Below are 12,189 nucleotides of genomic sequence, written 5' to 3' on the forward strand. Positions count from 1 at the left end.
CGGGCTATGACTCGTCGCGGCGCCTGGCCTGACGACAATAGCCACTCGTCAAAGAAGAAACGCACTTGCGAAACAGGGCACGGGCCGCGATTTCGGGGTTTGGTGCACAGAAAAGCGGCCAATTTAACATATTGGCGCCTTGCCCAAAATCCCTGTCGTTGTTAGAGTTTGCCGCACTTTTTTACCCACGCGTTGCCTAGGGTCCCTTTCCCATGTTCAAGAAACTGCGTGGCATGTTTTCCAGCGATCTTTCCATCGACCTGGGCACTGCCAACACCCTTATTTACGTGCGCGAGCGCGGTATCGTCCTGAATGAACCCTCGGTCGTGGCCATCCGCACCCATGGTAACCAGAAGAGTGTCGTGGCTGTCGGTACGGAAGCCAAGCGCATGCTGGGCCGTACACCGGGCAACATCGCGGCCATTCGCCCCATGAAGGACGGCGTGATTGCCGACTTCAGCGTCTGCGAAAAGATGCTGCAGTACTTCATCAACAAGGTTCACGAAAACAGCTTTCTGCAGCCCAGCCCTCGTGTGCTGATCTGCGTTCCATGCAAGTCCACCCAGGTAGAGCGTCGCGCTATCCGTGAATCGGCCCTCGGTGCCGGTGCCCGTGAAGTGTTCCTGATCGAAGAACCCATGGCCGCTGCCATCGGTGCCGGCCTGCCGGTGGAAGAAGCCCGCGGCTCGATGGTCGTGGACATCGGTGGCGGTACCACTGAAATCGCGCTGATCTCCCTCAACGGTGTGGTCTACGCCGAATCCGTACGTGTGGGCGGCGACCGTTTCGACGAAGCGATCATCACGTATGTGCGTCGCAACTACGGCAGCCTGATCGGCGAATCCACCGCCGAGCGTATCAAGCAGGAAATCGGCACGGCCTACCCGGGCGGTGAAGTGCGCGAAGTCGATGTGCGCGGTCGCAACCTGGCCGAAGGCGTTCCACGGGCCTTTACCCTCAATTCCAACGAAGTGCTCGAAGCGCTGCAAGAGTCGCTGGCGACCATCGTCCAGGCCGTCAAGAGCGCCTTGGAACAGTCGCCGCCGGAGCTGGCGTCGGACATCGCCGAGCGCGGCCTGGTGCTGACCGGTGGTGGCGCGCTGTTGCGTGACCTCGACAAGCTGCTGGCCCAGGAAACCGGCCTGCCGGTGATCGTTGCCGAAGACCCGTTGACCTGCGTTGCCCGCGGCGGTGGCCGTGCATTGGAAATGATGGACAAGCACACCATGGACCTGCTCTCCAGCGAATAAGTCTGGCTGAGAGCTCTATGTTGTTCGCTCCCGGGCAGCACTTTGCAGTGCTGCCCGTTGGCGTTTATCTTCTGTCATTCGTATCCAGGCCGGTTTGATGCCGTATGAATAAAGAAAACATTTGCCTGGGAGGAGCGGCCTATTAAACCGCTTTTCGCCAAAGGCCCCTCATTGGGCGTGCGCCTGCTGGTGCTGACCGTGCTATCGGTCGCGCTGATGGTGGTCGATGCCCGCTTCACGCTGCTCAAGCCTGTACGCAGCCAGATGTCGCTGGTGTTGATGGAATCCTATTGGATCACCGACCTGCCGCAGCGCTTGTGGCAAGGTGTCGCCAGCCAATTCGGCAGCCGGACCGAACTGGTCGCCGAAAACGAAAAACTCAAGACCGAAAACCTGCTGTTGCAGGGGCGCATGCAGAAGCTGGCAGCCCTCACCGAGCAGAACGTGCGGCTGCGCGAGTTGCTCAACTCCTCCGCGCTGGTCAACGAGAAGGTCGAAGTGGCCGAGTTGATCGGCATGGACCCCAACCCCTTCACCCACCGCATCCTGATCAACAAGGGCGAGCGCGACGGCGTGGTCCTTGGCCAGCCGGTGCTCGATGCCCGGGGCCTGATGGGCCAGGTGGTGGAGTTGATGCCCTATACCTCCCGCGTGCTGTTGCTGACCGATACCACCCACAGCATTCCGGTGCAGGTCAACCGCAACGGCCTGCGAGCGATTGCCAGCGGCACCGGCAACCCGGAGCGCCTGGAGCTGCGGCACGTGGCCGATACCGCCGACATCAAGGAAGGCGATCTGCTGGTCAGCTCTGGCCTCGGCCAGCGCTTCCCGGCCGGGTATCCGGTGGCGACGGTCAAGGAAGTCATCCATGACTCCGGCCAGCCGTTCGCCATTGTCCGCGCGGTGCCGACGGCGGCGCTGAATCGTAGTCGCTACCTGCTGCTGGTCTTCAGTGACAACCGCACGCCGGAAGAGCGTGCCAACGACGCCGCCGTGGCCCAGGAAGCCCAGGACCGGCAGGGCGGCGAGTCGGCCGCCCCGACCGTACCCGCGGCACCGGCCACGGTGCCCAAGCCTCCAGCGGCAACACCCGCTGCGACCGCCCCGGCCACCACGCCGTCGACCGCACCCGCCACGCCTGCCGCGACACCCGCCCGGCCGGCCAACCATGCGCCGGCGTCCCAGCCTGCGAGGCCTGCGGCTCGACCACCGGCCTCGACACCCGCCGCTACACCGGCGACCAGGGGAGCACGAGAAGAATGAGCAGTACCCAATCCGGTAACGGCTGGATGGTCTGGCTGACCTTCGCCATCGGCCTGTTGCTCAGCGTTTCGCCGCTGCCGCAGTTCATGGAAATCCTGCGTCCCCTGTGGCTGGCCCTGTTGCTGGCCTTCTGGGCGCTGGCCTTGCCCCACAAGGTCGGCATGGTCACCGCCTGGTGCCTGGGCCTGGCCGAGGACGTGCTGTATGGCACGCTGCTGGGGCAGAACGCATTGATCCTGACCCTGATCACCTTCCTGGTGCTGTCCCTGCAACAGCGCCTGCGGATGTTCCCCATGTGGCAACAGTGCCTGGTGATCCTGGTGATCTTCGGCCTGGCGCAACTGGTGCAGTTGTGGCTCAGCGCGCTGACCGGCAATCGCCAGCCGACCCTGGCGCTGGTCTTGCCAGCCCTGGTCAGTGCCTTGCTCTGGCCATGGGTCAGCTTCGGTTTGCGTGGCCTGCGCCTGCGTTTCAAAATCAACTGATTCGGTCAGGCATTGGCCTTGATAGGGAGATGTCTTGATGAAACCGCTTTACCTCGCCTCAGGCTCGCCGCGTCGGCGTGAACTGCTCACGCAGATCGGCGTGCCCTTTACCGCCGTCGGAGCGGACATCGATGAAACGCCCCTGGATCACGAAACCCCATCGGTCTATGTCGAGCGCCTGGCGCGCGGCAAGGCCGAGGCGGGGCGGCGTGCCCTGGACGCCGGTGCGGAGGGCTGCGTGCTCGGCGCGGACACCGCCGTGGTGTTGGAGGGGCGGATTCTCGGCAAGCCAGTGGATCAGGCCGATGCCTTGTCCATGCTCCTGAGTCTGTCCGGTCGCGACCATGAGGTGCTGACCGCCATTGCCGTGCTGGACGGCTCGCGCTGCGAATCACGGGTGGTGCGCAGTCGGGTGCGTTTTCGCTCCATCACCGAACAGGAAGCGATGGCCTATTGGGCCAGTGGCGAGCCCCGGGACAAAGCTGGCAGCTATGGTATTCAAGGGCTGGGCGCGGTGTTCGTCGCCGGGCTCGAAGGCAGTTATTCAGCCGTGGTCGGCCTGCCCCTGTGCGAAACCGCAGAACTACTGGGCCATTTCGGCATACCCTGTTGGCAACCCTTGAGCGCGCGCTGAGCGCCGTCTGACTTGATGCGGCCATTATCGTGAACATGCCTGAACGAGACCCTGCCATGAGTGAAGAGATCCTGATCAACATCACGCCGATGGAATCGCGCGTGGCGGTGGTTGAAAACGGTGTGCTGCAAGAGGTCCACGTCGAGCGCACGCAAAAGCGTGGCATCGTCGGCAATATCTATAAAGGCAAGGTCGTGCGGGTGCTGCCGGGCATGCAGGCGGCCTTCGTCGACATCGGCCTGGACCGTGCGGCGTTCATTCATGCCTCGGAAATTTCCATGCGCGAAGGACCGGCCGTGGAGAGCATCAGCGCGCTGGTGCATGAAGGCCAGAGCCTGGTGGTGCAGGTCACCAAGGACCCCATCGGCTCCAAGGGCGCCCGCCTGACCACGCAACTGTCGATTCCGTCGCGCTACCTGGTGTACATGCCGCGCACCGCCCACGTTGGCATTTCCTTGAAGATCGAAGACGAAGCCGAGCGCGAGCGCCTCAAGCAGGTGGTCAGCGACTGCGTGGAAAAAGAAGGCATCAAGGAAGCCGGTGGGTTCATCCTGCGCACCGCCGCCGAAGGGGCCGGGGCCGATGAGATCCTCATGGACATCCGCTACCTGCGCAGGCTTTGGGACCAGATCGCCGCGCAGATCAAGACCATCGCCACCCCCAGCGTGATCTACGAAGACCTGGGCCTGGCGCTGCGGACCTTGCGCGACCTGGTCAGCCCCAAGATCGAGAAAATCCGCATCGACTCCCGGGAAACCTTCCAGAAAACCACTCAGTTCGTCGCCGAGCTGATGCCGGAAATCGCCGACCGTCTGGAACATTACCCTGGCGAGCGGCCGATTTTCGACCTGTACGGGGTCGAGGACGAAATCCAGAAAGCTTTGGAACGCAAGGTGCCGCTCAAGTCCGGCGGTTACCTGGTGGTCGATCCGGCCGAAGCCATGAGCACCATCGACGTCAACACCGGGGCGTTCGTCGGCCATCGCAACCTGGAAGAAACCATCTTCAAGACCAACCTGGAAGCCGCCACGGCCATCGCCCGGCAACTGCGTCTGCGCAACCTGGGCGGGATCATCATCATCGACTTCATCGACATGGAAGATGAAGAGCACCAGCGCCAGGTGCTGCGGACCCTGGAAAAACAACTCGAACGCGATCACGCCAAGACCAACATCATCGGGATCACCGAACTGGGCCTGGTGCAGATGACTCGCAAGCGCACCCGCGAAAGCCTCGAGCAGGTGCTGTGCGAGCCGTGCAGCAGTTGCCAGGGGCGCGGCAAGCTGAAGACCCCGGAAACCGTGTGTTACGAAATCTTCCGGGAAATCCTCCGGGAGGCGCGCGCCTACCAGGCGACCGGTTATAGAGTGTTGGCGAACCAGAAAGTGGTGGATCGCCTGCTCGACGAAGAGTCAGGCAATGTCGCGGAGTTGGAAGCGTTCATCGGACGCACGATTCGCTTCCAGGTTGAAACCATGTATTCCCAGGAACAATACGACGTGGTGCTGCTCTGAAGAGCTTGGGAAGCGGCGGGCCCGCGGATTTGATTGTCTTAGCCAGGGGAGCCCACTGACATGGAGCGTCTGACACGCATGATCGCGACGCTGACCCGTTGGGGGCTGGGGCTTTGTGCCCTGCTGCTGGTGTTGTTGGCGTTGTACGTCAGCCTCGGTCGCGAGCTGGTCCCGCTGGTGGCCGAATACCGCGCCGAGGTCGAGACCCGCGCCGGTGCCGCCTTGGGCATGCCCGTGCACATCGGCAGCCTCGACGGTAGTTGGGACGCCCTGGCGCCGATCCTGGCAGCGCGCGACGTGGTGGTGGGTGAGGGACCCAACGCCTTGCACCTGGACCAGGTGCGGGCCGTGCCCGACCTGTGGGACAGCCTGCTGGCACGTCAGGTGCGCATCGCCCACCTGGAAGTCAGTGGCCTGAAGATCAGCCTCAAGGAAGGCACCGACGGCAAGTGGGCTTTGGAAGGCCTGCCGGTGAAGGACGAGCAGCCCTTCGATCCACAGCAACTGCTCGAACGCATGCAAGTGGTCTCCAAGCTCTCGGTGCTCGATAGCCAGGTGACCTTGCAACCCGTCGAGCAACCGCCACTGACCCTGACCTACGTCGGCTTGAGCCTGCGCACCGGCGCCACTCGCCAGCGCCTGGACGCGCGCCTGACCCTGCCTGACGGGCAGCCGGTGGCGATCAACCTGCGCACCCGCCTGCGCGCCAGCGACTGGAAGAATGGCCAGGCCGACGCCTATTTGAGCCTGCCCCAAAGCGACTGGTCCAAGTGGCTGCCGAAACGCCTGACCCAGCAATGGAATTTCTCCCGGATTCAGGCCGGCGGTGAGTTCTGGCTCAGTTGGGGCGAGGGCACGGTGCAAAGCGCGACCATGCGCCTGAACGCGCCGCAGCTCCAGGGTGCCTATGGCGAACGCAAGCCGGTGCAGATTCACAACCTGGCCCTCAACGCTTATTTCCAGCGCGGCAGCCAAGGGTTCACCGCGACCTTCGACTCCCTGGCGATGAACCTGGGCGAGACCCGCTGGGAATCGCACCTGCAACTGCAACAAACCGTCGCCACCGAGCAGGCCGAGGAACGTTGGCACCTGCAGGCCGACCGCCTCGACCTGACCCCGCTCACGCCTTTGCTCAAGGCCCTGGCGCCGTTGCCCGAAGGCCTGGCCACGGCGATTGATCGGCTCAAGGTGACCGGTGGCCTGCGCAACGTGCTGCTGGACTACCGGCCGCAAAACACCGGCGATCAGAAAATCAGCTTCGCCACCAACCTGGACACCGTGGGCTTTGATGCCTATCGCGGCGCTCCGGCGGCGCGCAACGTCTCCGGGAGCCTGAGCGGCGACCTGGGCGGCGGTGAGCTGCGCATGGACAGCAAGGACTTTTCCCTGCACCTGGACCCGATCTTCGCCAAGCCCTGGCAGTACCTGCAGGCCAATGCCCGGTTGACCTGGAAGCTCGACAAGCAAGGCTTCACCCTGATCGCGCCATACCTGAAGGTGCTGGGCGAAGAGGGCCGGATTGCCGGCGACTTCCTGATCCGCCTGCACTTCGACCACAGCCAGGAAGACTACATGGACCTGCGGGTCGGCCTGGTGGACGGCGACGGGCGCTACACCGCCAAGTACCTGCCGGCGGTCCTCAGCCCGGCGCTGGATGAGTGGCTGCGCACGGCCATCGTCAAGGGCGCGGTGGATGAGGGCTTTTTCCAGTACCAAGGCTCACTGAATAAAGGCGCCGGGGACGCGGACCGCAGCATCAGCCTGTTTTTCAAGGTGCATGACGCCGAGCTGGCGTTCCAGCCGGGCTGGCCTTCGGTCAGCAAGGTCAGCGGCGATGTCTTCGTCGAAGACAGTGGCGTGCGCATTTTCGCCAGCCAGGGGCAGTTGCTCGATACCCAGGTCAAGGATGTTTCGGTGAACATTCCCCATGTCCCGACCGGCCAGAGTTCTCATCTGCTGCTGGACGGCGGCTTCGCCGGTGGGCTGGGCGACGGCCTGAAAATCCTCCAGACCGCGCCGATCGGGACTGCCGAGACGTTCGCCGGCTGGGAAGGCGAGGGTGACCTGAAAGGCAGCGTGAAGCTGGATATCCCGCTGGTCAAAGGCGAGCAACCGAAGATCCTGGTGGACTTCGCCACCGACCAGGCCCGTCTCAAACTCAGCGAGCCGGCGCTGGAACTGACCCAACTCAAGGGCGATTTCCGCTTCGACAGCAACAAGGGCCTGAGCGGCAAGGGCATCAGCGCCCGGGCATTCGACCGGCCCGTGACCGCGCAGATTTTCGCCGAGGGCCGTGCCGGCGCGCTCAACACGCGGGTCGCCGCCTCTGGACAGGTGGAGGTCAAGAAGCTCACCAGTTGGTTGAACGTCACCCAACCGTTGCCGGTATCGGGCGTCGTGCCCTACCAGTTGCAAGTGATCCTCGACGGCGCCGACAGCCAGTTGTCGGTCAGCTCCAGTCTCAAGGGCGTGGCCGTAGACCTGCCGGCCCCCTTCGGCATGGCCGCCGATGTCGGGCGCGACACGGTGTTTCGCATGACCCTGCAGGGGCCGGAGCGGCGTTACTGGGTCGATTATGGCGACCTGGCCAGCTTCACTTACGCCGCGCCGAGCGGAACAATGGCCGAAGGTCGCGGCGAATTGCTGCTGGGCGCCGGCGATGCGGTGCTGCCTGGCGCCAAGGGGTTGCGACTGCGTGGCACGTTGTCGGAGCTGGACGTCAGTCCTTGGCAGGACCTGGTGAACAAGTACGCCGGCCAGGATCCGGGTGGCAGTGCCAAGCAACTGCTCAGCAGTGCCGATCTGACTGTCGGCAAACTCACGGCCATGGGCACCACCCTGGACCAGGCGTCGGTGCAATTGGACCGCAAGCCGGACGCCTGGGCCTTGCGGCTCGACAGCCAGCAGGCCAAGGGCAATGTCAACCTGCCGGATGCCAAGGCTGCACCGATTGGCATCAAGCTTGATTATGTGCGCCTGCCGGCCACGGACCCGACGGTCCAGGCGGATGAAAACGCACCGGACCCGTTGGCGTCGGTCGATCCCGGCAAGATCCCGGCCATGGATATCGCCATTGACCAATTGTTCCAGGGCCCCGACCTCATCGGCGCCTGGTCGTTGAAAGTGCGACCGACCGCCAAGGGCATCGCGCTGAACAACCTGGACATGGGCCTCAAGGGCATGGTGTTGAACGGCAGTGGTGGCTGGGAAGGCGTGCCCGGTTCCACCAGCAGTTGGTACAAGGGCCGGATCAGCGGCAAGAACCTGGGCGATGTGCTCAAGGGCTGGGGCTTCGCCCCGAGCGTGACCAGCCAGACATTCCGCCTGGACGTCGATGGGCGCTGGCCCGGTTCGCCGGCGTGGGTGGCCACCAAGCGCTTTTCAGGTAGCCTCGACGCGTCGCTGAGCAAGGGCCAGTTCGTCGAAGTCGAAGGCAGTGCCCAGGCGTTGCGGGTATTTGGCCTGCTGAACTTCAACTCCATCGGCCGACGCTTGCGCCTGGACTTCTCCGACCTGTTCGGCAAGGGGCTGAGCTACGACCGGGTCAAAGGGCTGTTGGTGGCGAGCGACGGGGTGTACGTGACCCGCGAACCCATTACCCTGACCGGGCCGTCGAGCAACCTGGAACTCAACGGCACGCTGGACATGGTGGCCGACCGCGTCGACGCCAAGCTGCTGGTGACGCTGCCGGTGACCAACAACCTGCCGATCGCCGCGCTGATTGTCGGCGCACCGGCGGTGGGTGGGGCGCTGTTTCTGATCGACAAGCTGATCGGGGACCGCGTGGCGCGCTTTGCCAGCGTAAGATATGACGTCAAGGGGCCGTGGAAAGAGCCGAAGATCACCTTTGACAAACCGTTCTGACAGACGATGCGATAACCCCTGTGGGAGCGAGCTTGCTCGCGATGAGGCCGGTACATCCAACATTTATGTTGACTGATCCACCGCTATCGCGAGCAAGCTCGCTCCCACAGGGGAACTATGCAGAAGTGAGGGAAGCACCATGCCAGTCGCCGTGATTCAAATGGTCAGCCAAAGCGATGTGCTCGCCAATCTGGCCCGTGCCCGGATCCTGCTGGAGCAGGCGGCCGCAAGCGGCGCAAGGCTGGCGGTGCTGCCGGAGAATTTCGCGGCGATGGGGCGGCGGGACGTTGCCGATATCGGCCGTGCCGAAGCCTTTGGTCAGGGACCGATCCTGCCGTGGTTGAAACAGGCCGCCCGTGACCTCAAGTTATGGATTGTGGCCGGCACGTTGCCGTTGCCGCCGGTGGACCAGCCCGAGGCCAGGTCCCATGCCTGTTCGTTGCTGGTGGACGACCAGGGCCAGATCGTGGCGCGCTACGACAAGTTGCACCTGTTCGATGTGGATGTGGCGGACAATCGCGGGCGCTATCGCGAGTCGGATGACTATGCTTATGGTGCCAACGTGGTGGTTGCCGATACCCCCGTCGGCCGGGTGGGCCTGACGGTTTGTTATGACTTGCGGTTCCCGGAGCTCTACAGCGAGCTACGGGCGGCGGGGGCCGAGCTGATCACGGCGCCGTCGGCGTTTACCGCAGTGACCGGCGCGGCTCATTGGGACGTGCTGATCCGCGCCCGTGCCATCGAGACCCAGTGCTATGTGCTGGCGGCCGCCCAGGGCGGCGTGCATCCGGGGCCTCGGGAAACCTTTGGTCATGCCGCGATTGTCGACCCGTGGGGCCGCGTGCTCGCACAACAGGATCAAGGCGAGGCCGTGCTGGTGGCCGAGCGCGACAGCAGCGAACAGGCGTCCATCCGGACGCGCATGCCGGTGGCCAGCCATCGGCGCTTTTTTTCGCAGGGCGCTCGACAGCGGCCTGTCCAAGACGACGAATTCAAGGCGTAAAACATATGAGCGGGTTGTTATCCTCAGTCAGTGAACACCTTTTAGCCCCCGGCGGCGTGACTCTCGAAAGCCTGCAAGGCGTGCTGGGCGACCTGGCCGGCCCGGGCATCGATGCCGCCGACCTGTATTTCCAGGGCCAGATTTCCGAGTCCTGGTCGCTGGAAGACGGCATCGTCAAGGAAGGCAGTTTCAACCTCGACCAGGGCGTGGGCGTGCGCGCCCAGTCCGGGGAAAAGACCGGTTTTGCCTACAGCAACGCCATCACCCTCGAAGCCCTCGGCGCTGCGGCCCGTGCGGCCCGTTCGATTTCCCGCGCCGGGCAGAATGGCACGGTCCAGGCGTTCAGCAGCCAGGACGTGGCGCAACTGTACGCACCGGACAACCCGCTGGAAGTCATGAGCCGCGCCGAAAAAGTCGAGCTGCTCAAGCGCATCGACGTCGCCACCCGCGCCCTCGACCCGCGCATCCAGCAGGTGTCGGTCAGCATGGCCGGGGTCTGGGAGCGGATCCTGGTGGCTTCCACCGACGGTGGCCTGGCGGCGGATGTGCGGCCGCTGGTGCGCTTCAACGTCAGCGTGATCGTCGAGCAGAACGGTCGTCGTGAGCGCGGCGGCCATGGCGGCGGAGGGCGCACCGATTACCGTTATTTCCTCAGCGAAGACCGCGCCATGGGCTACGCCCGTGAGGCGCTGCGCCAGGCGCTGGTCAACCTGGAAGCCATCCCGGCCCCGGCCGGCACATTGCCGGTGGTGCTCGGCTCCGGCTGGTCCGGTGTGCTGCTGCACGAAGCGGTGGGCCACGGCCTGGAAGGCGATTTCAACCGCAAGGGCAGTTCGGCCTACAGCGGGCGCATGGGGGAAATGGTCGCCTCGAAACTCTGCACCATTGTCGATGACGGCACCTTGGCCGGGCGTCGTGGCTCCCTGAGCGTCGACGATGAAGGCACGCCAACCGAATGCACCACGCTGATCGAGAACGGTGTACTCAAGGGCTACATGCAGGACAAGCTCAATGCCCGGCTGATGGGCGTGGCCCGCACCGGCAACGGCCGTCGTGAGTCCTACGCGCATCTGCCGATGCCGCGCATGACCAACACCTACATGCTCGGTGGCCAAAGCGACCCGGCGGAAATCATCGCCTCGGTGAAAAAAGGCATCTATTGCGCCAACCTCGGCGGCGGCCAGGTGGACATCACCAGCGGCAAGTTCGTGTTCTCCACCAGCGAGGCCTATCTGATCGAAGACGGCAAGATCACCGCGCCGGTCAAGGGCGCGACCCTGATCGGCAACGGGCCGGAGGCGATGAGCAAGGTGTCGATGGTCGGTAACGACCTGGCGCTGGACAGCGGGGTGGGTACGTGCGGCAAGGACGGGCAATCGGTGCCAGTGGGCGTCGGCCAGCCGACCCTGAAAATCGATGCGATTACCGTGGGTGGCACGGGCGCATGAAAATGTTCAGGGGCTTGCGTGAGTCATTGTGGCGAGGGAGCTTGCTCCCGCTGGGCTACGCAGTAGCCCCGATGCGGTTGCTACGCAACCGAGCGGGAGCAAGCTCCCTCGCCACGATAACCGCTACCCCTGGCAGGGGAATGAAGCTGTTGGCGATCAGCGCAGGCCGCGCTGAGTTTCGTCCAGCTCACGGATGTACTTGAAGATTTTACGGCTCGAAGCCGGTGGCTTGTTCTGCGCCAGTTCGTGCTGGGCCTGACGGATCAGGGAGCGCAATTGCTGGCGATCGGCCTCCGGGTAGTCGATGACGAATTTTTCCAGCACGCCGTCGTCGCCTGCGATCAAGCGATCGCGCCAGCGCTCCAGGTTGTGGAAGCGTTCGTTGTACTGCCGGGTGGAGGCATCGAGTTGATCGAGCAGCACCAGGATGGCGTCAGTGTCCTGATCGCGCATCAGTTTGCCGATGAATTGCAGGTGCCGTTTACGCGCGATATTCGCGGTGTGCTTGGGCGCATCGGCCAGGGCCCGGCGCAAGGCGTCGGTCAAAGGCAGTTTGGCCAGCAAGTCAGGCTTGAGTGTTGTCAGGCGCTCGCCGAGGTCAACCAGAGCATGCAGCTCGCGTTTGACCTGGGATTTGCTTTTTTCACCCTCGTAGAGGGAGTCGTCGTAAGAATCAACCATGGTGGCAGTCCGCAAAGAAACGCCGCCATGATAACCAGTCGGGGGCC

The 12,189-nt window shown here is 63.9% G+C and carries 9 protein-coding genes; 8 read left to right on the top strand and 1 reads right to left on the bottom strand.

Features of this window, described 5'->3' with window-relative positions:
• Window positions 1-212 precede the first annotated feature (212 nt).
• The 8 genes from mreB (at window position 213) to tldD (ending at window position 11,461) form a co-directional block, all read left to right on the top strand.
• Window positions 213-1,250 carry a rod shape-determining protein MreB gene (gene mreB, locus AC515T_RS04400; protein WP_002555108.1) on the top strand — a complete coding sequence of 346 codons (1,038 nt, stop codon included), beginning with the start codon at window positions 213-215 and terminating at the stop codon, window positions 1,248-1,250.
• A 141-nt stretch (window positions 1,251-1,391) separates the two neighbouring features.
• The gene (mreC, locus tag AC515T_RS04405; RefSeq protein ID WP_496533073.1) at window positions 1,392-2,513 is read left to right on the top strand and encodes a rod shape-determining protein MreC; all 1,122 of its coding nucleotides are present in this window, start codon (window positions 1,392-1,394) and stop codon (window positions 2,511-2,513) included.
• Window positions 2,510-2,998 (top strand): rod shape-determining protein MreD, encoded by a 489-nt coding sequence (gene mreD / locus AC515T_RS04410; RefSeq protein WP_003197820.1) that lies wholly within the window; start codon window positions 2,510-2,512, stop codon window positions 2,996-2,998. Before mreC ends, mreD begins: the two co-directional genes overlap by 4 nt.
• Before the next feature lie 37 nt (window positions 2,999-3,035).
• Window positions 3,036-3,632, top strand: coding sequence for a Maf family protein (locus tag AC515T_RS04415; RefSeq protein ID WP_496531576.1), 597 nt, complete (start codon window positions 3,036-3,038; stop codon window positions 3,630-3,632).
• A gap of 56 nt (window positions 3,633-3,688) precedes the next feature.
• Entirely contained in the window at window positions 3,689-5,146 is a 1,458-nt protein-coding gene (rng, locus tag AC515T_RS04420) for a ribonuclease G (protein ID WP_018613976.1), read from the top strand.
• A 60-nt stretch (window positions 5,147-5,206) separates the two neighbouring features.
• A complete protein-coding gene (locus tag AC515T_RS04425; protein WP_496531577.1) occupies window positions 5,207-9,010 on the top strand; it encodes a YhdP family protein in 3,804 nt (1,267 codons plus the stop codon).
• A gap of 139 nt (window positions 9,011-9,149) precedes the next feature.
• A complete protein-coding gene (locus AC515T_RS04430; protein WP_496531578.1) occupies window positions 9,150-10,013 on the top strand; it encodes a carbon-nitrogen hydrolase family protein in 864 nt (287 codons plus the stop codon).
• 5 nt (window positions 10,014-10,018) lie between these two features.
• Window positions 10,019-11,461 (top strand): metalloprotease TldD, encoded by a 1,443-nt coding sequence (gene tldD, locus AC515T_RS04435; protein WP_003197828.1) that lies wholly within the window; start codon window positions 10,019-10,021, stop codon window positions 11,459-11,461.
• Window positions 11,462-11,617: 156 nt separating this feature from the next.
• On the opposite strand, the gene yjgA is transcribed toward tldD, so the two are convergent.
• Entirely contained in the window at window positions 11,618-12,142 is a 525-nt protein-coding gene (gene yjgA / locus AC515T_RS04440) for a ribosome biogenesis factor YjgA (RefSeq protein ID WP_003197830.1), read from the bottom strand.
• Window positions 12,143-12,189: the final 47 nt, after the last annotated feature.

The sequence above is a fragment of the Pseudomonas sp. FSO-7 genome, assembly GCF_059579345.1.

Bases quoted from the DNA above. Each gene is read 5' to 3' on its own strand.
- mreB (WP_002555108.1), top strand. From the start codon at position 213: ATGTTCAAGAAACTGCGTGGCATGTTTTCCAGCGATCTTTCCATCGAC.
- mreD (WP_003197820.1), top strand. From the start codon at position 2,510: ATGAGCAGTACCCAATCCGGTAACGGCTGGATGGTCTGGCTGACCTTC.
- AC515T_RS04415 (WP_496531576.1), top strand. From the start codon at position 3,036: ATGAAACCGCTTTACCTCGCCTCAGGCTCGCCGCGTCGGCGTGAACTG.
- rng (WP_018613976.1), top strand. From the start codon at position 3,689: ATGAGTGAAGAGATCCTGATCAACATCACGCCGATGGAATCGCGCGTG.
- AC515T_RS04425 (WP_496531577.1), top strand. From the start codon at position 5,207: ATGGAGCGTCTGACACGCATGATCGCGACGCTGACCCGTTGGGGGCTG.
- AC515T_RS04430 (WP_496531578.1), top strand. From the start codon at position 9,150: ATGCCAGTCGCCGTGATTCAAATGGTCAGCCAAAGCGATGTGCTCGCC.
- tldD (WP_003197828.1), top strand. From the start codon at position 10,019: ATGAGCGGGTTGTTATCCTCAGTCAGTGAACACCTTTTAGCCCCCGGC.
- yjgA (WP_003197830.1), bottom strand. From the start codon at position 12,142: ATGGTTGATTCTTACGACGACTCCCTCTACGAGGGTGAAAAAAGCAAA.